Origin of the sequence: Bradyrhizobium sp. Y36 (assembly GCF_002531575.1) — a bacterium.
Classification (GTDB): domain Bacteria; phylum Pseudomonadota; class Alphaproteobacteria; order Rhizobiales; family Xanthobacteraceae; genus Bradyrhizobium.
On the sequence record NZ_NWTI01000006.1, the window covers coordinates 127,099 to 147,856 of the forward strand.

Consider the following 20,758-nt stretch of genomic DNA (forward strand, 5'->3'; position numbering starts at 1 on the left):
CCATGGCTGCACAGGTCGGCATCGCTCCCGTCAAGCAGCGAGGCGTTGCCACGCTGGGTGGAACGGAAAAGGTCGCCGCGCTCCTGCTGGCCATGGGTCGGCAGGCGGCCGCGAGCGTGCTCTCGCAGTTCGAGCCGCAGGAAATTCGCGTCGTCACCAAGGCCGCGGCGGAGCTGCGGCCGATCACGGCGCAGGAACTCGAGGGGATCGTCGAGGAGTTTGCCCAGCAGTTCTCGATGGGCGCCAACATTCTCGGCACCATCGGCGGCCTAGAGGCCGTGCTCGGCGACGTGCTTCCGGCCGACCAGGTCTCGGCGATCATGACGGACCTGCTCGGCAATTCGAGCCGGTCGGTGTGGGATCGCGTCTCGTCGGTGTCGGAAAACTCGCTGGCGACCTACCTCTCCAAGGAGCATCCGCAGACCGCGGCGCTGATCCTGTCCAAGGTCAAGCCGTCCTGTGCCGCCAAGGTGATGAGCCAGCTGCCCTCGAGCCTGCGCAACGAATTGATGCGGCGCGTGCTCAGCCTCAAGCCGATCGTCGACGACGCGATGAAGGTCCTCGAGAAGACGCTGCACGAGGACCTGACGCTCAATTTCGCCCGCAATCTCGGCGCCGACACCTACGCCCGCGTCGCCGATATCATCAACAAGATGGAGCGCGGCCATATCGAGGACATGCTCAAGAGCCTGTCGGAAAAGCGGCCGAAGTCGGCCGAAGTGCTGAAGGAGCTGCTGTTCACCTTCGACGACGTGACCAATTTGACGCCGAAGGCGCGCACCATGATCTTCGATCAGGTGCCGACCGATCGCATCGTCATCGCACTGAAGGGCACGGACAAGCACTTCCGGGAGCTGATCCTGTCCTCGGTCGCGTCGCGCGTCCGCCGTGTCGTCGAGCACGAGCTCGCCATCGGCGAACCCTCGAACCAGCGCGACGTGCTGGAGGCACGGCGCGTGATCACCGATCTCGCGCTCGACCTCGCGGAGAAGGGCGAAATCGAGCTCAACCCCGAGCAGGAGGATGAGCTGGTCTTCCGCTGACCGCTGAACGGGCATGGCAGAATCATCCGATCAGGAGAGCAAAACAGAAGAGCCGACCGAGAAGAAAGTCCGTGATGCGCTCGAACAGGGCAAGATCCCGGTCTCTCGGGAGGCCTCCATGTTCGCCTCGATGGCCGCGCTGCTGGTCATCATGGCGTTCCTGATCGGTCAGGGCGTGCAGCAATTGACGCCGACCCTGACGAGCCTGCTCGACGATCCCGAAGGCTTCCCGCTCTCCACCGGCGCGGACGCGCAGAACCTGCTCACCGTGGTCGGCTTGCAGGCGCTGCGTTTCCTGGTGCCACTGGTCGTCATCCTCATGGTGTTCGGACTCGCCTCCTCGCTGCTGCAAAACGCGCCGCGCTTCGTGCTGGAGCGCATCAAGCCGGAACTGTCGCGGATCTCTCCGATCGGCGGCTGGAGCCGGCTGTTCGGAACGCGCGGCCTCGTCGAGTTCGCCAAGTCGCTGTTCAAGCTGGCCGCGGTGACCTCCGTGGTCGTGTTCGTGCTGCGCGCGTCGGAGGCGAAGGCATTCGAGGCGATGTACACCGATCCGGTCGCGCTGCCGGAGATGATCCTCAACATCGCGATGCGGATCGTCTCGGCGATCTGCATCGCGACCATCGTGCTGGTCGCGATTGACCTCGCCTGGGCGCGCTTCCACTGGCGGCGCGAACTGCGAATGACCAAGCAGGAGATCAAGGACGAGCACAAGCAGGCCGAGGGCGATCCGCTGGTCAAGGCGCGCCTCCGCTCGCTGGCGCGCGACCGCTCGCGGCAACGCATGATCGCCTCCGCCGCGCGCGCGACGCTGGTGATCGCGAACCCGACGCACTTCGCAATCGCGCTGCGCTACCAGCGTGAGGAGAACCCCGCGCCGCTCGTTGTGGCCAAGGGCATGGACGTGATCGCGCTGAAGATCCGCGAGGTCGCCGAGCAGAACCGGATTCCCGTGATCGAGAACAAGGCGCTGGCGCGCGCACTCTACGAGGCGGTGCAGGTCGATCAGGTGATCCCGGCGGAATTTTTCCGCCCGGTCGCCGAGATCATCTACTTCCTCCAGTCGAAGCAGGCACCGCGGACCGAGAAGGTTCAGTAGAATTCCGAGGACGGCGTCCGGCCCAACAGCTTGACGAAAGCTTAACGCCCTAGGCTTTCCCCGAATGGACCAGAACGGGGCTGTCGTGGGACCGCTTTATCTCTTCGAACTCGCATCGTCGCAGGCGCGCTATCTCGAGCTCCGCCAGTCGACCATCGCCACCAACGTCGCCAACGCCAACACGCCGGGCTTCAGGGCGCGCGACGTCGAGCCGTTCAACAAGGTACTCGACGGCATGCCGGTGCGGCTCGCCACGACGTCGCCGTCGCACATGCAACTGTCCGCAGCCGAGACCGATACGCGCGCGACCGCGAAGAAGGACAGCTGGGAGGTGGTTCACTCCGGCAACTCCGTCAGCCTCGAGCAGGAAATGATCAAGGGCAGCGACGTCAATCGCGACTATTCGATGAATTCGGCGATCGTGCGGTCGTTCCACCGCATGGTTCTGGCCGGTGCGAAAGCCTGAGGTGAACTGACATGCTGGACTCACTGAGCGCCTCTCTGACGGTTGCAAGCTCCGGGCTCGAAGCGCAGTCGACGCGCATGCGCATCGTCTCGGAGAACCTCGCCAACGCGACCTCGACCGGGCGCACCGCGGGCGCCGACCCCTATCAGCGCAAGACGATCACCTTCGATGCCGCGATGGACCGTGCGTCGGGCTCGCAGCTCGCCAAGGTCAAGGAGATCGGCGTCGACACCACGCCGTACCGCGTCGAGTACGATCCCGGGCATCCCGCCGCCGACAAGGCGGGCTACGTCAAGATGCCCAACGTCAACATGATGATCGAGATGGCCGACATGCGGGAAGTCAACCGCTCCTACGAGGCCAATCTGCAGGTCGTTAAACAGGTGAGGTCCATGCTCGGCATGACCATCGACCTCCTGAGGAGCTGACAATGCTTGAGGCGCTTTCATCCACGGCAATCTCCGCCGGACAGGTCGCGACCCGCGCGACCGAGACGCAGGCGATCGCGCCCGCGGCCCCGACCGCGATCCAGTCCTCCGACGACGTCGGCTTCGAATCGGTGATGAAGCAGGTGACGACCGACGCGATCGGAACGCTGAAGGCGGGCGAAGCGGCGTCGATCTCGGCGATGCAGGGCAAGGAATCGACCCGTAAGGTCGTGGAGGCGCTGATGTCGGCCGAGCAGGCCCTGCAGACGGCCGTCGCGGTCCGCGACAAGGTCGTGCAGGCCTATCAAGAAGTCGTCCGGATGTCGATCTGATCTGAAGGAGTGGACTAAGTGAAATCGCTCGCCATTGCGGCCACGGGCATGAATGCCCAGCAGACCAACATCGAAGTGATCGCGAACAACATCGCGAACATCAACTCGACGTCGTACAAGCGTGCGCGCGCCGAGTTCACCGACCTGTTCTATCAGATGGACCGCATGCAGGGCGTCGCCAACGTCAACGGTTCCTCGCCGATTCCGGAGGGCGCCAATCTCGGCCTCGGCGTCAAGTCGGCGGCCATCCGCAAGCTGCACATCCAGGGCGCGCTGACGCAGACCGGCAATCCCTACGACATGGCGATCAACGGCCGCGGCTGGTTTCAGGTGCTCGGCCCCAACAACGAGGTGCAGTACACCCGCGCAGGCTCGTTCAACACCAATGCCAACGGCCAGCTCGTCACGATCGACGGTTACCTGCTGGATCCCGCGATCACGGTGCCGCAGGGGACGGTCGAGGTTACGGTCAACGCCACCGGTCAGGTGTTCGCCAAGCTCGACACGGAAGTGAACCCGCGCCAGATCGGCCAGCTCAACCTCGCCAACTTCGCCAACGAGGCGGGCCTGGAGCCGCTGGGCGGCAATCTCTACAAGGAGACAACGGCGTCCGGCACGCCGGTCGTCGGCCTGCCGGGCGATTCCGGCTACGGCAAGATCAACCAGAAATATCTCGAAGCCTCGAACGTCGATCCGGTCAAGGAAATCACCGAGTTGATCTCGGCGCAGCGCGCCTACGAAATGAACGCCAAGGTCATCCAGGCCTCGGATGAAATGGCCCAGACCGTCTCGAAGGGCATGCGCTAGTTCCGGTGTCTCGATGTTGAACAGGGTAGGCTTGATCATGCGCGGGTTGGCCGCCGTGCTGCTGATTCTGGCCTCGGTGCGCTGCGCCGTGGCCGAGGAGAAGCGGCTTCCGGTGCCGGCGGTTTCGATCCGCGCCGGCGAGCTGATCCGGGACGACATGATCACCGAGCGCGCCTTCGCCCCGAGCTTGCTCGGCGTTGCCATGTTCATCGAAGGGCGCCAGGTCCTGGTCGGCCGCATGGCGCGGCGCGCGCTGTTGCCGGGCCAGCCGATTCCCAGCAATGCGGTGGAAGATCCCTGGACCGTCGCCCGCGGCGCCATGGTCAAGGTGGTGGTCGAAGACAGCGGGCTGTCCATCGTCACCTACGGCTCGGCGATGCAGTCCGGCGCGGCCGGCGCGCTCATTCCCGTGCGCAACACCGACACCGGCGTGATCATCAGGGGCGTCGTCCAGCCGGACGGCACCGTCAAGGTCGTGGACGGGTCATGACCAGGATCCTGCTTGCGCTCGTCCTGCTGCTGTCGGCTGCCGGCGCCCACGCCGCCGTCCGCATCAAGGACATCGCGGACATCAAGGGCTTGCGCGAAAACCAGATCGTCGGCTACGGCCTCGTCATCGGCCTGAACGGCACCGGCGACACGCTGCGCAACGCTCCGTTCACGGAGCAGTCCCTGCAGTCGATGCTCGAGAACATGGGCATCAACGTCCGGAACGAGACCACCAGCACCAACAATCCTCCGCGCCCGACCACGCTGCGCACCCGCAACGTCGCGGCCGTGATGGTGACCGCGGACCTGACGCCCTCGATCGGGCCCGGCGAGCGCATGGACGTCACCGTGTCGTCGCTCGGCGATGCGACCTCGCTGCTCGGCGGCACGCTGGTGATGACCTCGCTGCGGGCGGCGGACGGCGCCGTCTATGCGGTCGCGCAGGGCGCGATCACGGTCGCCGGCTACAGCGTCGGCGGCCAGGCGCAGAATGTCAGCCAGGGCACGCCGACGGCCGGGCGCATTCCGAACGGGGCGCTGGTCGAGCGGGAGGTGCATGGAAGTCTCCATGAGATGGAGTTCCTGGTGCTGCAGCTCAAGAATCCGGACTTCGTTACGGCAACGCGCATCCTCGACGCCATCAACCGTTTTGCCGGCGGACGCTACCGCGCGCAGATCGCTTTCGAGCGCGACTACCGGACCATCGTGCTGTCGAAGCCGCGCCACATCGGTCCGGTGCGATTCCTCGCCGAGATCGGCGAGCTGACCGTCGAGCCGGACACGCCGGCGCGGGTGGTGATAAACGAGCGCACCGGCACGGTCGTGATCGGGCGCGACGTGCGGATATCGACCGTCGCGGTGACGCACGGCAATCTGACGGTCCGCGTCACGGAGATGCCCGTGGTGTCGCAGCCGGCGCCGTTCTCGCGAGGCCAGACGGTGGTCGTGCCGCAGACCGTGGTCGAGGCCAACGAGGCCGGATCGCAGGTGGCGATCCTCAGCGGGGTCGATTTGCAGCGCCTGGTGCGCGGGCTGAACCAGATCGGCCTGAAACCGTCGGGCATCATCGCCATCCTCCAGGCGATCAAGACGGCTGGCGCGCTCCAGGCCGACGTCATCGTGCAATGATGCACAAGCGTCGTGCAAGCTTGGTCGCTCAATGCTCAGGTCTCGACCGAGAATCGCACGCGGCCCGATGCTGAAGCTGGATCACAAAGCCAAACTCCTTCTGCTGGTCGCGGCATCATTGCTCGCGAGCACCGCGTCCGTGCTCGCGCTGGACGAGGCCAAGCCGTCGAAGCCGCTCAATCTGCTCTCCTTCGCGCGCGCCCGCGCAGCCGGACCGCAGAAGCCTCAGCCGGTCACGACAGCACCAAGCGGCAACGCGTCGGTCCAGGCGACTGCATGGGCCGCCGAGGACTCCGGTCCCGCGGTCACCGGCGCGGTGCCTGCTGCCGAGACGCCGGCGCCCGCGCCTGCACCCGTACCGGTACGTCCGGCCAAACCCGGCAGCGTCACGGCGCCGCCGAAGCCGGCACCGCCGCAGGCGGCAGCGTCGACCGAGAACGAGGTCGCCCTGTTCTGCAGCAACGTCGCCGATCCCGCCGCCGATGCGAGGCTGGCCTGGCAGCTCAAGGAGCTGCAAAAGGCCGAGACCCTGCTCCGCGAGCGGATCGCCGAAGTGGAAGCCAAGCGCGCCGAATACGAGCAGTGGATGGCGCTGCGCGACGACTTCCTGAAGAAGGCCGAAGCGAGCGTCGTCGAGATCTATTCGCGCATGAAGCCCGACGCCGCGGCCACCCAGATTGCCGGCATGGCGGACGAGACGGCCGCCGCCGTGCTCGCCAAGCTCAGCCCGAGGAGCTCGAGCGCGATCTTCAACGAGATGGATACGGCACGCGCGGCACACCTTGCCGATCTGCTCGGCGGGATGCGTCGCGTGGACGACGGAAAGACCAAATAGATGACGAAGCCGATCCTCATCCTCCCGCTCGTCCTGACGTCCGTGCTGCTGGCGGGATGCCTGCATGATCCGGCCGAGGTCCTGACCGGCCCGCAGATGTCGCCGGTCGGTAGCGGCCTCCGGACCCAGGCCGAACCGATCCCGGTGACGCCGCGCATGCGCACGCCCGTCAGCTATCGCTCGACCTGGGACGACGGCACCGATCTCTACCGCGATCCGCGCGCCCGGCGCACCGGCGACGTCGTGACGGTGATCATCTCGATGCAGGACAAGGCCAAGCTCGACAACAAGACCGGCCGCTCGCGCGATTCGCAGGTCAAGTTCGGGCTCGACTGGCTGATGGACGTTGCGGGGTGGAGCGACAAGGGATCGACCAACGCCAATCTCAGCACCAACACGCAGATCAAGGGCAACGGCCAGATCGACCGCACCGAGGACATCAAGCTCTCGATCGCCGCCATCGTCACCGACGTGTTGCCGAACGGCAATATGATGATCAGCGGCTCGCAGGAATTTCGAGTCAACACGGAGATGCGCGTGCTCAACGTCGGCGGCATCGTGCGTCCGCGCGATATCTCGCGCACCAACACGATCTCCTACGAGAAGATCGCCGAGGCGCGCGTGTCTTATGGCGGTCGGGGAAATCTGTCCGACGTGCAGCAGCCTGGATGGGGACATCGGATCTATGACGCCGTGGCACCATTCTGAAGTTCGCGCCGGCACGGCCGGGCGAGGGCAGGGGACGTCATGCGCCTGATCGCGGCCATCGTGGTGCTGACCCTGGTCGCGATCGGTGCGGGCGCGCTGGCCGGCCTGCATCTGTTTGCGACCGCCGAGCGCGTCGCCGACGCGAAGAAGAGCGCGACCCCGCCGCCGATCGCCTCGAGCTACGCCGGCAGCGCGCGCTTGCGGAAACTGTCTCCGATCGTGACCAATCTCGGCGCGCCGGCCAACAACTGGGCCCGCATCGAAGCCTCGATGGTGACCGAGAGCATGAACGACGAGGAGGCCGGCATTCTGGCCGCGCATGTCAGCGAAGACATCGTCACTTACCTGCGGTCGGCGTCGGTTGCGCAGTTCGAGGGATCGCGCGGGCTCCAGCATCTGCGCGACGACCTCACCGAGCGCGCCAACGTCCGCTCGTCGGGCAAGATCCGTGAATTGATCATTGAGACCTTGGTGATTCAGTGAGAGTGAGAGTCCTGCTGCTCGCGTTGGTCCTGGTGGTGCTGCCCGAAGTGGCGCTCGCCCAGATTCCGGATCTCAACTCGCTGCTGCCGCCCGGAAACGGTTCGACCAGCGGCCGGATCATCCAGCTGATGGCCCTGATCACGGTGCTGTCGGTGGCGCCGGGGCTGCTCATCATGGTGACGAGCTTCACGCGGTTTGCGGTGGCGCTGTCGTTCCTGCGCGCCGGGCTCGGCCTGCAGACCACGCCGGCCAATCTGGTGCTGATCAGCCTCGCGCTGTTCATGACCTTCTACGTGATGGCGCCGACCTTCGACCGCGCCTGGGAGACCGGCGTCCAGCCGCTGATGAAGAACGAGATCTCGGAAGAGCAGGCCTATCTGAAGATCACCGATCCGTTTCGCGAGTTCATGCTGGCCCATGTTCGCGACAAGGATCTGCAGACCTTCGAGTCGCTCGCCGCGGAGAGCTTCCGCAAGAAATTCGACGACAAGCGCGTCGATCTGCGCGTCATCATCCCGGCCTTCATGATCTCCGAGCTGAGGCGCTCGTTCGAGATCGGATTCCTCATCATCCTGCCGTTCCTCGTGATCGACATGATCGTGGCGACGCTGACCATGTCGATGGGCATGATGATGATGCCGCCGACGATCCTCGCGCTGCCGTTCAAGATGCTGTTCTTCGTGCTGATCGACGGCTGGAATCTGCTCGCCTCCGGACTGGTGCGCTCGTTCTCGTAGGTGCGGCGATCGCCTTGGCGCCCCGTCATGGTTAGCGAAAGGTACCGTTCTATGGTTAGCGGTGGGTAATATTAACCATCTGATATTGCTGAAGAATTCAAGCCGATCTTAATCCGGAAGCAAGATTCGGCGTGTTAGCAATGCGGTACGGCGGGTTGGACCCCACCCCTATCAGTCCAAAGGCATGATGCCGCCCCTCCGTACCGGTGCAAGTCCGGTATGTCCCCTGATGAAAATGTAACGCGTACATAAAGGGACATTCGCAATGTCAAGCCTGCTCACGAACTCGTCCGCCATGACCGCGCTCCAGACCCTGCGGTCTGTCAGCTCGCAACTCTCCACCACGCAGAGCCGGATCTCCACCGGTCAGCGCGTGGCCACGGCCGCGGACAACGCCGCCTACTGGTCGATCGCGACCTCGATGCGCGCCGACAACGCCGCGCTCTCCGCCGTCTCCGACTCGCTCGGTCTGTCGGCCGCGACCGTCGACACCGAATACACCGCTCTGAACAAGGTGCTCGGCGACAGCAACTCCGGCCTGACCAAGCTGCAGTCGCTGCTGGTCGAAGCCAAGACCGCCGGCATCGATCGCACCAAGATCCAGTCGGAAATCACCCAGATCCAGCAGGACATGAAGAACGTCGCCGGCGCGGCGACCTTCAACGGCGTCAACTGGCTGAGCACGAACGCCTCCACGCCGACCACCGTCAACCTGGTGTCGTCGTTCTCGCGTGTCGGCTCCACCCCGACCACCAGCTCGATCACCGTGACGGTTGCCAACTACTCGCTCTACACCTCGTCCACGAGCGGCATCCTCGACACCGTGAGCGGCAGCGCCTCGGTCGACAGCCTCAACATCGGTGCACTGACGGACTCGACCGCCGACCAGACCATTCTCGATGGTTACATCGCGAAGGTCACCGCAGCGATCGGCACGGTGTCGTCGGGTGCCGCCAACCTCGGCGCCATCAAGAACCGTATCTCGAACAACTCGGAGTTCGTGAAGTCGCTGATGGACTCGGTTGATCGTGGTATCGGCCAGCTCGTCGACGCCGACATGAACCAGGAGTCCACCCGCCTGGCGGCTCTCCAGGTCCAGCAGCAGCTCGGCGTTCAGGCGCTCTCGATCGCCAACAACAACAGCCAGAGCATCCTGTCGCTGTTCCGCTAAGTCCTAGACAGTCTGGGGGGCCGCGCTTCTCGCGAAGCGCGGCCCTTTCGTTTGGCGCGTGCGCAGCGCGCCATGATTTCGGTAGCTGTTGCGAAAGGATCACAGCGCCACAAGCCCCGCACAAGCTTCGCGGGCTAGTCTGGCCGTTACGACGGGTTGGGTTCACGCGCATCGCCGCAACCCAAAGGCATGATGCCGCCCTGTCGTACCGGTGCAAGCCCGGTATGTCCCCATTCAATCTGTTTCCAAAGGGACATCAAAAATGGCTTCCAGCCTGCTTACCAACTCCGCCGCTATGACTGCGCTGCAGACCCTCCGGAATGTCAGCGCCAGCCTGCAGACGACTGAAAACCGGATCTCCACCGGCCAGCGCGTCTCGACTGCGTCGGACAACTCCGCCTACTGGTCGATCGCGACCTCGATGCGCGCCGACAACGCCGCGCTCTCCGCCGTCTCCGACTCGCTCGGTCTGTCGGCTGCGACCGTCGACACCGAATACACCGCCCTGAACAAGGTCATCGGCGACCAGAACTCCGGCCTGACCAAGCTCCAGGCGCTGCTGGTCGAAGCCAAGACCGCCGGCATCGACCGTACCAAGATCCAGTCGGAAATCACCCAGATCCAGCAGGACATGAAGAACGTCGCCAACGCGGCGACCTTCAACGGCGTCAACTGGCTGAGCACCAACGCCTCGACCCCGACCACCGTCAACCTGGTGTCGTCGTTCTCGCGCGTCGGCGCCACGCCGACGATCAACACCATCACGGTGACGGTTGCCAACTACTCGCTCTATACCTCGAGCACCAGCGGCATCCTCGACACGGTGAGCGGCAGCGCGTCGGTCGACAGCCTCAACATCGGTGCGCTGACCGACTCGGCCGCCCACCAGACCATCCTCGACGGCTACATCGCGCAGGTCACCGCCGCGATCAACACCGTCAGCCAGTCCGCCGCCAACCTCGGCGCCATCAAGAACCGCATCTCCAACAACACCGAATTCGTGAAGTCGCTGATGGACTCGGTGGATCGTGGTATCGGCCAGCTCGTCGACGCCGACATGAACGCGGAATCGACCCGGCTCCAGGCGCTGCAGACCCAGCAGCAGCTCGGCGTTCAGGCGCTCTCGATCGCCAACCAGAACAGCCAGAGCATCCTGTCGCTGTTCCGCGGCTAAGCGGCGCTTTCGAAAACGACCGTGCTCCCTCGAGGGAGCACGGTCCCCGCCGTGACCGGCGGACGCGGCGGCACGTGACGTGCCCGCAATCGACCCCGACGCCAGACCTCGTACGGCCCGCCGCAACCGACCGCACCATGATGCGCCCGGAGCGACTGCGTGTTGCCGAAGAGATGATTGCGTCTCCAAGTTTCTTGTAAAATTGCAACGCCGTGCCTGCGAACTGACACAATCGCGTCCTCGCGCAACCTTCAGACAAGGTTGGCAGCGGAGTGTCCTCTATGTTCGCATTGGTACGAGGTCATATGCTGTTCAGTCGTGCGCAGATACAGCAACTGCTCAACAATCTGCTGGAGCTTGGGCCGCGACGCCTGATGGCCTTGGGACTGATCGGCTTCGCCGTTCTCGTCACCGTCGTCGGCGGCGCGTATTATCTGAGCCGTCCTGAGTTCGAGACACTCTATACCGGCCTCACCCGCGAAGACGTGACGCGCATGGGCGCGGCGCTGCGCGAGCAGAACATCACCTTCGACGTCAACACCGCGGGCGATGCGCTCTCGGTGCGCCCGAGCCAGACCATGCAGGCGCGCATGCTGCTCGCCGAGAAGGGGCTGCCGACCAGTGCCAATTCCGGCTACGAGCTGTTCGACAAGATCGGCTCGCTTGGCCTGACCTCGTTCATGCAGGAAGTGACGAAGCTGCGCGCGCTGGAAGGCGAGATCGCGCGCACGGTTCAATTGATGAAGGGCGTCAAGGCGGCGCGCGTGCATATCGTGCTGCCGGTGCGCGGCTCGTTCCGCGCGACGCAGCAGCCGCCGTCGGCCTCCGTCGTGCTGCGCACCGACGGGGCGATCGAGGCGCGCACCGCGCAGTCGATCCGTCATCTCGTCGCCGCCGCCATTCCCGGCATGAGCCGCGACAAGGTGACGGTGCTGGATGCCGACGGTTCAATGCTGCTCGCCGAAGAAGACGAGGCGAGCGCCGCCCCGACCAAGATGGCGAGCCTGCAGAAGACGGTCGGCGGCATGGTGCAGGAAAACATCCGCAAGGCGCTGACGCCGTATCTCGGCCTCGACAATTTCGAGGTCAGCGTCTCCCCGCAGCTCTCCACCGACAAGAAGCAGATCAACGAGACCGTCTACGATCCCGAGAGCCGTGCCGAGCGTTCGGTGCGGAACGTGCGCGAGAAGGAATCGTCGCAGAACGCCGACCGCTCGACCCCGACCACGGTGCAGCAGAACCTTCCCGATCAACAGGTGAACGCCGGGGGCGGCAAGAACTCCAGCGAGGACAAGACCCGCCGCGAGGACGTCACCAATTTCGAGGTCTCGTCCAAGACCACCACGACGGTGAGCGACGGCTATTCGGTGAAGAAGCTCTTCATCGCCGTCCTGGTCAATCGCGCGCGGCTGGTCGCCGATCTCGGCGACAAGACCAACCAGGCGATCGTCGACAGCAAGCTCGCCGAGATCAGCCAGCTCGCGGCCACGGCCGGCGGATTGGACAAGGCGCGCGGCGACCAGATCCAGGTGACGGCCGTCGACTTCATCGAGGGCTCGCGCGAGCTGGCGCCGGTGCCGCCGATCAGCTTCGTCGAGATGATCAACAAGCAGCTCGGCAGCGTCATCAACGCGGTGACGATCCTGGCGGTTGCTTCGATGCTGGTCTGGTTCGGCTTGCGGCCGGCGGTCAACGGCATTCTGACCCATCGCGCGGAGCAGGAGCAGGTCGAGGCCGCCGAGGCCGCCGAGCTCGAAGCCGCTGCGGCCCTTGCCCTTGCCGAGAGCAACGACCCCGAGCTCAACCTCGTCGAGGACCTCGAAGGCAAGATGCAGCGCACGCCGCAGAAGCGGCTGGAGCAGATCGTCCGGCTCGATCAGGCGCAGGCGGCAGCGATCCTTAAAGACTGGATGCGACGCGAGGAGGCGGCATGAACGCGGCAATCGGAAAGCTCCTGACTCAGTTCGACGCGAACGGCCGGGCCAAGGCTCCGCCACCTCCGCCGCCCAGGATCCAGGACGTGCTGACAAGGCCGAAGGAGATCGCGCGCGAGCCTCAGCCGCAGCCTCAGGCTCAGCCGCAACCGCAGCCCCCGTCGCCGCCGAAGGCGGAAGCGCCGCCGGTCAATCTGCTGGAGGATGCCTATCGGCGCGGCCTTGCCGCCGGCGCTGCGGAAGGCGACGCCAAGCTTGCCGAGGAGCGCGTCCGCAGCGCGATCCGGCTCGGCGAGGAGCGCGCCAAATGGTCCGACCAGCAGGCTGTCGCAATCGTCAGTGGCTTCGAGGCGGCGTGCCGCGAGATCGAGACCAATATCGCAAGCTCCGTCGCGCGGATCCTGCTGCCGTTCCTCGCCGACGCGGTCCGTGACAAGGCGATCGGATCGCTTGTCGAGCAGATTGCGGCGCTGACCGGTAACTCGTCGGTGCCGGCCTTCAAGGTCACCGGCCCGAGCGAGCTGCTCGATCTCGTGAGAACCCAGCTCGAGGCATCCAGGCGCACCGGCATCGCGTACGAGACGGCCGAGACCGTCGAGGTCCGCGTCGTCGCCGATCAGACCGTGATCGAGACCCAGATCTCGACCTGGAGCGAACGCCTGAAGGAAGCGCGCCGGTAATACGCCATGGAAGAAGTCAAGCAGGAGCTCGTGATCGTCCGCCGTCGCAGCGCCTTCGCCGAGGAGGCGCATCACGGCGGCGTATGGAAGATCGCCTATGCGGACTTCATGACCGCGATGATGGCGTTCTTCCTGGTCATGTGGCTGCTCAATGCGCTCAACCAGGATCAGAAACAGGTCGTTGCGAGCTATTTTAACCCGATCAAGCTGGCGGAGAATGCGCCGGCTCCGAAGGGCCTGAAGGATCTCTCCAAGAAGGAGCCGACGACGTTCGAAGGGCAGGACGGCAGGCGGCAGCCGGCCGGTCCGAGCGAGGAGCGGCGCGGCGATTCCCCGACGGCCGAGAAGCCGCCCTTCTACGAAGAGAAGGTGCTGTTCCGCGATCCCTACGCAACGCTCGCCGAGATCGCGAGCAGCGCTAACCAGGCCTCGGGGCAGCGGCGCGCCGGCGCGCTGACGTCGGCCGAAGAGGATGGCCTCAAGGGTGGCGACGCCTATCGCGATCCGTTCGATCCCGGCTATTGGAAGCTGGCGCCGCAAGCGTCCAAGGACGCCGATCGCATGATCGAAAGCGAGCCCAAGCCGAATGCGTCCGCGCGGGACGCCGCGGCCGCCATAAATCCAGGTGAGCAGACGCGTCGTGCCAAGGCGGACGACGCCGGCGGAAGCGTGGCTTCGAACGCGGATGCGTCGTCGGCGAACCTGTCGCCGCTGATGCCGCCGGCTCCCGCGCCGGCGCAATCGCCCCGCGAAGGCAGCGCTCAGGCGACTGCTCAGGCGAACAGTCAAGCGACGGTTCAAGCCAACGCCGCCGCGCAGGCACGTCCGAACGATGCGGCGAAGGAGAACGAGCCGCGCGATGCCGCGCAGACCCAGCAGCCGACCGTCAAGCAGCTTCAGTCCGCGATCGCGGAGGCGCTGTCGGACATCAAGGCGGGTGCTGGCCCGGCGGCCGAGGTGCGTCAGGTCGAGGAGGGGCTCCTGATCAGCCTGACCGACGATGCGAGCTTCGGCATGTTCGCGGTCGGCTCGGCCGAGCCGCGGCCCGAACTGATCCGCGTGATCGACAAGATCGGGCCGCTGCTGACGAAGCGCCAGGGCATGATCATCGTCCGCGGCCATACCGACAATCGGCCGTATCGCTCCGAGAATTACGACAATTGGCGGCTGTCGACCGCGCGCGCCCAGATGGCCTATTACATGCTGGTTCGCTCCGGCGTCGACGCTCAGCGGATAGAGCATGTCGAAGGCTATGCCGACCGGCGTCCGAAGCTTCCGAACGATCCCGCGGCCGCGCAGAACCGCCGCATCGAGATCCTGATCCGTGAGAAGCGCCCTTGATCAGGTCGCTCCTCTGCGCCGCCCTGCTGCTCCTGCCGTTCACGGCGGGACGCGGGCTTGCGCAACCCGCGCGTCAGTCGGGCGAGCCTTATGAGCTCGTCCGCGCGTTGCAGGCGGTGCAGGACGGCATCGCCAACGGCGACACCGCCGCGCATGGCAGCCACATCGCGCTGATCCGGCAGATCGGCGAGAAGTTTCTCGCCGCCGATCCCGCCGTGTGGAACAATCCGCAGAACAGCCAGGCCGTCGTCATCTACCTGCTCAGCGGCGGTGCGCCGCAAATCGTCCGCAAGCTGCCGCGCGACAAGATGAACGTGGACGAGCGGCTGTTCAACGGCGCGCTTGCTTATGTCGAGGGCCGTCAGGAGGAGGCGCGGGAGCAGCTCAAGGACGTCAAGCCGCGGACGCTGTCCTCGGGCCTGGGCGGACAAGTCGCGCTGGTCCAGGGTGCGCTGTTCGCGCGCACCGAGGCCTCGCTCGCGATCGAGCGCCTGGATGATGCACGCCTGCTGCTGCCGGGCACGCTGGTGGAGGAAGCGGCGCTGCGGCGCGAGATCCTGCTGGTGGGGCAGGCGGAGGATTTCGAGAAGTTCGAGTTCCTGACGCTGGCCTATCTCCGCCATTACCGCAACTCGATCTATGCCGGCGATTTCTGGCAGCGCTTCTCCACCGGTCTGACGCAATCGAGCCTGGCGCTCGACGAACGCCGCTTCGCGCGGATCGCGGCCCTGCTGGAGCAGATCGATCGGGCAAGCCGCCTCAAGCTCTATCTGGTGATCGCGCGCGCCGCGATGGTGCGCGGACAGCTGGCCGTGACGCGGCTCGCCGGCGAACGGGCGCTGACGCTCAGCGCTGACGCCTCGGCGGATCGCGAACGGGCGCATTTCTTCCGTGGCGCCGCGCGAGCGCTCGCCGACGAATATGACGGCGGCCTCGCCGAGTTGAAGGCGGTCGACCGGTCGAAGCTGCCCGAGCGCGACGTGCCCCTGTTCAACGCCACGGTGCAGCTCGCGCTGGACATTCGCAAGCCGCTTCCGGGCGGATCCGCCACCGCGACCGACAAGCCTCCGGTGACGCCGGCGCGCCTCGATCTGGCGACATCAACCGCGACGCTCGCGCGCGCGCAGAAGCAGCTCCGCGAGCTCGAACTCTTCACCAGGGATCGCCGTCCATGACCAAGCTCACGGGAACCTCCGGACAGCTTTTCTCGGGTCTTGCCGAGAGCCTCAACATGCGGGGAACGTCGCGCTCGGCCAAGAGCGCCGGGGGCAAGTCTCAGTCAAGCTCCTCGTTCAACGACCTGCTCCATACCGTCTCGAACCTCGCCAAGCAGGCTTTGAACGACGGCGGCAGCGAGACGACGGCAAAGCCCGGAACGTTGCGCACGCGTCTGGTTCACTCGGGCGAGGCGGAGAAGCCGAAAACCGCGGTGGTGCAGGAGCGCGCCGCAGCGTCTGAGCACGCAAAGTCCAGCGAAGAGCCGTCCGACAAGACGGCCGACAAGCCGTCGGAGAAGCATCGCCACGTCGATCATGCCGCCAAGGCGGACGTTCAGGCCCCATCGAATGCCGTCGTGGCGATCGGACAGGAGATCGCCGCCGCCCCTGCCGTGAAGCCGCAGATGCAATTGCAGTCGGCCGACAAGGACGCGCCCGTGCGCGAGGAGCGGTCGTCCACGAAGCGCGAGGTTCAGGGCACGAAGGCGGCGGCCACGACCGAGACCGCCCCGTCCAATGATGCTCCGGCTGCCGCGCGGCCGCGCGCCGCGGCTTCGCAGGTCGCGACCGCGCCGCAATCCCTGCCTGCACCGGACGCCGAGCCGTCGGGCGCGATGCCCGAGACACCAGGTTTCGAAGCGGTCACGGCCAATGTCGAGCGCGCGGCCAAGGCCGCGGGGCGCGACGCGTTGCCCGAGACGACCAAGGTCACGGTGGTCCAGCAGGAGACCCACCTGCCTCCGGCGCAGTTCAGCGCCCCGCAGCAGGTCGCCAACGCGGTCGTCGCCGAGCTGAAGGAGTCCGCAAGCCCTGCGGCCTCCGCCGCGCCCGATCTGACGGCGTCCCAGACCAATGCGCCGGATCAGCCGCTGAAGATCCTGACCATCAATCTCGAGCCGCCCGCGCTCGGCAACGTCACCGTGCGCCTTCGTCTCGTCGGCACCGAAGTGTCCATCCATCTTGCGGCCGAGCGCAAGGACACCACCCAGATGCTGGACCAGCAGCGCGATTCGATCCGCGATCTCATGCAGTCGGCAGGCTACGTCGCCGACGTCGCGCCCGTGCAGCACGGCTCGCTGGACGGATTCCAGAGCGGCTCCGGCCAGTCGCAGCCGCAGTTCTCGGGCCAGCAGCAGCCGTCGTCGCAGTCGCAAGGAACGTTCGGCGGCGCCGGCACCTCGTCGGGGCAGTCCGACGGTGGCGCTAGGCAGGCAAGGCAGGAGCGCCAGTCCAATCAGGAGACGCGTCATGACCAGGAATTGGGCCAGCAGAATCGCCGCGGCCCTGTTTATCTGTAATGCCGGCACCGCGACGGCGGCGACCGACAGCACGCGCCCCTGCGAGCGCGAGATGGCGCGCGCGGCCCAGCAGCACGGGATTCCTCTCGGCATTCTCTACGCGGTCGGCCTCACCGAGACCGGGCGGCGCGGCGCGCTGCATCCTTACGCGCTCGGGGCCGACGGCCAGACCGTGTTCGCCAAGGACCTGGACGACGCCATGGCGAATTTCGAGGCGATCCGCGGCAAGGGGATCAAGCTGATCGATCTCGGCTGCATGCAGATCAACCACCATTTCCACGGCGACAAGTTCACGTCGGTGCGGGCGATGTTCGATCCCGCCCGAAACGTCGACTATGCCGCGCGTTTCCTCAAGGAGCTGAAGCAGCGCGAGGGCAGCTGGACCATGGCGGTCGCGCGCTACAATGCCGGCCCCAACAACCAGCCGGCGCAGAAGCGCTACGTCTGCCACATCGTCGCGCATCTCGTCTCCAGCGGCTTCGGCGCGTGGACCGACAAGGCGCGCTCGTTCTGTCAGCCGAAGACAACATGACGTGACGAACCGAAGAGCGATGCCACGACGACAAGTTGTGCATCGTCGCCAATCATCAGCCCCGCGCAAGCAAGACCCCCCATTGTAGCTGCAACCTACCAAAGGAGCCCCCTTCATGAGCCTGTATGGTGTTATGCGCACCGGTGTTTCCGGAATGAACGCGCAGTCCAACAAGCTGTCGACGGTCTCGGACAACATCGCCAACGTCAACACGACCGGCTACAAGCGGGCTTCCACCGAATTCTCCTCGCTGATCCTGAAGAGCGGCTCCGGCAATTACGATTCCGGCGCGGTCGAAACCACGGTCCGCTACGCCATCTCCGATCCCGGCAACTACCACTTCACGACGTCGACGACGGATCTGGCCGTCCAGGGCAACGGCTTCTTCGTCGTGCAGGACGCGAACGGAAACAACTTCCTGACCCGCGCCGGCGCGTTCGTGCCCGACAATACCGGCAACCTCGTCAACACCGCCGGCTTCCAGCTGATGGGCTACAACATCGCGAACGGCGCAACGCCAACCGTCGCCGCCAACGGCTTCGGCGGTCTGCAGGTCATCAACGTCAACCAGATGGCGCTGCAGGCTGCGCCGTCCACCAAGGCGACCGTCGCTGCCAACCTCGATCCCAGCGCGACCGCGATTGCAGCCCCGGCGGGGCCCGCCAACTACACGTCGAAGACGTCGATGGTGACCTACGACAACATCGGCAATGCCGTGACGCTCGACGTCTACGCCGCCAAGACGGGCGCCAATACCTGGGACATCCAAGTCTACAACGGCGCAACTCAGTTGACGACGCCAGGTCCCACCACCACGTTCACCTTCGACGTCACCGCGACCGGCAAGGGCAAGCTCGCCGCGGCGAGCCCGACCTCGCTCTCGGTCGCGATCCCCGGCGGTTCGGCCGCCTTTAACATCGACATGTCGGCCATGACCCAGGTCGCTGCCGCCTTCGATTTCAAGGCGACGGTCGACGGCAACGCTCCGTCCGCGGTTGAAAAAGTGAACATCGACGACAAGGGCATCGTCACCGCCGTGCTCAAGAACGGCACCACGTTGCCGAGCTTCCAGATCGCGCTCGCCACCGTGCCGAGCCCGGACCATCTGACGCCCGAGGTCGGCAACGTCTATTCGCCCAACCTCGAGTCCGGAAACGTGCAGGTCGGCCTCGCCGGCCAGGGCGGTCTCGGCACCGTGAAATCCGGCGCACTGGAAGATTCCAACGTCGATCTCGCGGACGAGCTGACCTCGATGATCGAGGCCCAGCGCGGCTTCACCGCCAACTCGAAATCGTTCCAGACCGGTGCCGACCTGCTGGACGTCGTCGTCAACCTGAAGCGCTGAATTCCTCAGCGCTCGTCTCGGGTAAGAGCACTTCATGTCCATCACCGGCGCCCTCAACTCCGCCCGCTCCTCGCTCATGGCGTCGGGCATCCAGTCGGCGACGATCTCGCGCAACATCGCCGGGGCCAGTGCCCCCGGCTATTCGCGCAAGCTCACCATGCTGGACAATTTTCCCGGCGCCGGCGTCTACGTCGCGGCGATCCAGCGTGCAGCCTCTTCCGGTCTTTATAACAACGTTCTGGTCGCGACGTCGTCGTCGGCCAAGCAGAGCGTGATCTATGACGGCCTGCAGAAGATCGCGGCATCGACGGTGGACGATCCCGAGCTCGAACAGTCGCCCACTGCTCAGCTCAACAAGCTGAAGCAGGCGCTGCAGCAATACGCCAACTCCACCGACAATGCGACCCTGGCACAAGCCGCCGTGACGTCCGCGAAGGACATGGTGACCGCGCTCAACCAGGCCACCAAGACCGTGCAGTCGGTGCGAGAGCAGGCCGACGTCGACATGACGACGTCGGTCACCAACATCAACCAGCTCCTCACCCAGTTCCAGACCGTCAACACCGCGATCGTGAAGGGCACGATCACCGGCGACGACGTCACCGACTATCTCGACCAGCGCGACAGCATCGTCTCGAAGCTATCGCAGGAGCTCGGCGTCACCATGTCGCTGCGTCCCAATGGGGATGCGGCGCTCTATACCGACAGCGGCGTCGTGCTGTTCGACAAGACGGCGCGGACGGTGAGCTTTGCGCCGACCAACGCCTACACGGCCGGCACCACCGGCAATGCGGTCTTCATCGACGGCGTGCCCGTGACCGGCGCCAATTCCGTCATGCCGCTGAAATCCGGCAAGCTGGCCGGCCTGGCCCAGCTGCGCGACCAGGACACGGTGACGTATCAGAGTCAGCTCGACGAAGTCGCGCGCGGCCTGATCGACGCCTTCAAGGAGGTCGATCAGTCCGGCGCCGCACTGCCCGACGTGCCCGGCCTCTTCACCTATCCCGGTTCGCCCGCGATGCCCGCGAGCGCCACGATCTCGGTCGGTCTCGCCGGCACGATCTCGGTTGCCGCATCGGTCGACCCGGCCGCGGGCGGCAACCCCAATCTGCTGCGCGACGGCGCCATCAGTGGCAGTGCCGCCTACAATTACAACACGACCGGAAACGCCGGCTTCTCGACCCGGCTGCAGCAGCTGATCGACAACATGAACGCGCCGCAGCCGTTCGACGTCGCCGCGCAAGGCAAGCCGAGCGGCAGCGTGATCGAGTTCGCCTCGTCGTCGGCGAGCTGGATCGAAAGCCATCGCAAGGCCGCCGACGACAGCGTCCAGTACCAGAACACGCTGCTCGACCGCAGCACCGCGGCGCTGTCCAACGTCGCCGGCGTCAACATGGACGACGAGATGTCGCTGATGCTCCAGGTCGAGCGCACCTACTCGGCCTCGTCGAAGATCATTTCGACCGTCGACCAGATGTTGCAGAGCCTGCTGGCTGCCGTGGGGAATTAAG

The 20,758-nt window shown here is 65.6% G+C and carries 22 protein-coding genes; all 22 read left to right on the forward strand.

The genetic code is table 11. From position 1 onward, the window contains the following. The first annotated feature begins 2 nt into the window (after nt 1–2). The 22 genes from CO669_RS13075 (at nt 3) to flgK (ending at nt 20,757) form a co-directional block, all read left to right on the forward strand. Nucleotides 3–1,043 (forward strand): flagellar motor switch protein FliG, encoded by a 1,041-nt coding sequence (locus CO669_RS13075; RefSeq protein WP_097660213.1) that lies wholly within the window; start codon nt 3–5, stop codon nt 1,041–1,043. Between the two features lie 13 nt (nt 1,044–1,056). Next, complete coding sequence (gene flhB / locus CO669_RS13080) at nt 1,057–2,142, forward strand: flagellar biosynthesis protein FlhB (protein WP_097660214.1); 1,086 nt, start codon at nt 1,057–1,059, stop codon at nt 2,140–2,142. A gap of 64 nt (nt 2,143–2,206) precedes the next feature. Then, nucleotides 2,207–2,608, forward strand: a complete 402-nt coding sequence (gene flgB, locus CO669_RS13085) for a flagellar basal body rod protein FlgB (RefSeq protein ID WP_097660215.1) — start codon at nt 2,207–2,209, stop codon at nt 2,606–2,608. An 11-nt stretch (nt 2,609–2,619) separates the two neighbouring features. After that, nucleotides 2,620–3,036, forward strand: a complete 417-nt coding sequence (flgC, locus tag CO669_RS13090) for a flagellar basal body rod protein FlgC (protein ID WP_097660216.1) — start codon at nt 2,620–2,622, stop codon at nt 3,034–3,036. A 2-nt stretch (nt 3,037–3,038) separates the two neighbouring features. Next, a complete protein-coding gene (fliE, locus tag CO669_RS13095; protein WP_097660217.1) occupies nt 3,039–3,368 on the forward strand; it encodes a flagellar hook-basal body complex protein FliE in 330 nt (109 codons plus the stop codon). Nucleotides 3,369–3,386: 18 nt separating this feature from the next. Next, complete coding sequence (gene flgG / locus CO669_RS13100) at nt 3,387–4,175, forward strand: flagellar basal-body rod protein FlgG (RefSeq protein WP_063201481.1); 789 nt, start codon at nt 3,387–3,389, stop codon at nt 4,173–4,175. Nucleotides 4,176–4,212: 37 nt separating this feature from the next. Then, on the forward strand, nt 4,213–4,665 hold the full coding sequence (gene flgA, locus CO669_RS13105) for a flagellar basal body P-ring formation chaperone FlgA (RefSeq protein WP_245444300.1): 453 nt from the start codon (nt 4,213–4,215) through the stop codon (nt 4,663–4,665). Continuing rightward, nucleotides 4,662–5,792: a flagellar basal body P-ring protein FlgI gene (flgI, locus tag CO669_RS13110; protein WP_097660219.1), complete on the forward strand. Its 1,131-nt coding sequence runs from the start codon at nt 4,662–4,664 to the stop codon at nt 5,790–5,792. Before flgA ends, flgI begins: the two co-directional genes overlap by 4 nt. Before the next feature lie 67 nt (nt 5,793–5,859). After that, the gene (locus tag CO669_RS13115) at nt 5,860–6,627 is read left to right on the forward strand and encodes a MotE family protein (RefSeq protein WP_198963988.1); all 768 of its coding nucleotides are present in this window, start codon (nt 5,860–5,862) and stop codon (nt 6,625–6,627) included. Then, nucleotides 6,628–7,335, forward strand: coding sequence for a flagellar basal body L-ring protein FlgH (flgH, locus tag CO669_RS13120; protein ID WP_097660221.1), 708 nt, complete (start codon nt 6,628–6,630; stop codon nt 7,333–7,335). 39 nt (nt 7,336–7,374) lie between these two features. After that, nucleotides 7,375–7,818 (forward strand): flagellar basal body-associated FliL family protein, encoded by a 444-nt coding sequence (locus CO669_RS13125; protein WP_097660222.1) that lies wholly within the window; start codon nt 7,375–7,377, stop codon nt 7,816–7,818. Then, nucleotides 7,815–8,555 (forward strand): flagellar type III secretion system pore protein FliP, encoded by a 741-nt coding sequence (gene fliP / locus CO669_RS13130; RefSeq protein WP_097660223.1) that lies wholly within the window; start codon nt 7,815–7,817, stop codon nt 8,553–8,555. The genes CO669_RS13125 and fliP overlap by 4 nt, the downstream gene beginning before the upstream one ends. A 265-nt stretch (nt 8,556–8,820) precedes the next feature. Continuing rightward, entirely contained in the window at nt 8,821–9,726 is a 906-nt protein-coding gene (locus tag CO669_RS13135; RefSeq protein WP_097660224.1) for a flagellin N-terminal helical domain-containing protein, read from the forward strand. Nucleotides 9,727–9,988: 262 nt separating this feature from the next. Continuing rightward, nucleotides 9,989–10,900 carry a flagellin N-terminal helical domain-containing protein gene (locus CO669_RS13140; RefSeq protein ID WP_097660225.1) on the forward strand — a complete coding sequence of 304 codons (912 nt, stop codon included), beginning with the start codon at nt 9,989–9,991 and terminating at the stop codon, nt 10,898–10,900. Between the two features lie 305 nt (nt 10,901–11,205). Further along, entirely contained in the window at nt 11,206–12,834 is a 1,629-nt protein-coding gene (gene fliF, locus CO669_RS13145) for a flagellar basal-body MS-ring/collar protein FliF (RefSeq protein WP_198963989.1), read from the forward strand. Beyond that, entirely contained in the window at nt 12,831–13,514 is a 684-nt protein-coding gene (locus tag CO669_RS13150) for a hypothetical protein (RefSeq protein ID WP_097660227.1), read from the forward strand. Before fliF ends, CO669_RS13150 begins: the two co-directional genes overlap by 4 nt. A 6-nt stretch (nt 13,515–13,520) precedes the next feature. Next, nucleotides 13,521–14,855: a MotB family protein gene (locus CO669_RS13155; protein WP_097660228.1), complete on the forward strand. Its 1,335-nt coding sequence runs from the start codon at nt 13,521–13,523 to the stop codon at nt 14,853–14,855. Then, nucleotides 14,852–16,030 (forward strand): chemotaxis protein, encoded by a 1,179-nt coding sequence (locus CO669_RS13160; protein WP_097660229.1) that lies wholly within the window; start codon nt 14,852–14,854, stop codon nt 16,028–16,030. Before CO669_RS13155 ends, CO669_RS13160 begins: the two co-directional genes overlap by 4 nt. Then, nucleotides 16,027–17,370 (forward strand): flagellar hook-length control protein FliK, encoded by a 1,344-nt coding sequence (gene fliK, locus CO669_RS13165; protein WP_097660230.1) that lies wholly within the window; start codon nt 16,027–16,029, stop codon nt 17,368–17,370. The genes CO669_RS13160 and fliK overlap by 4 nt, the downstream gene beginning before the upstream one ends. After that, complete coding sequence (locus CO669_RS13170; protein WP_097660231.1) at nt 17,321–17,902, forward strand: transglycosylase SLT domain-containing protein; 582 nt, start codon at nt 17,321–17,323, stop codon at nt 17,900–17,902. The genes fliK and CO669_RS13170 overlap by 50 nt, the downstream gene beginning before the upstream one ends. A gap of 115 nt (nt 17,903–18,017) precedes the next feature. Next, nucleotides 18,018–19,247 (forward strand): flagellar hook protein FlgE, encoded by a 1,230-nt coding sequence (locus tag CO669_RS13175; protein WP_097660232.1) that lies wholly within the window; start codon nt 18,018–18,020, stop codon nt 19,245–19,247. A 34-nt stretch (nt 19,248–19,281) separates the two neighbouring features. Next, the gene (flgK, locus tag CO669_RS13180; RefSeq protein ID WP_097660233.1) at nt 19,282–20,757 is read left to right on the forward strand and encodes a flagellar hook-associated protein FlgK; all 1,476 of its coding nucleotides are present in this window, start codon (nt 19,282–19,284) and stop codon (nt 20,755–20,757) included. The last annotated feature ends 1 nt before the right edge of the window (nt 20,758 follow it).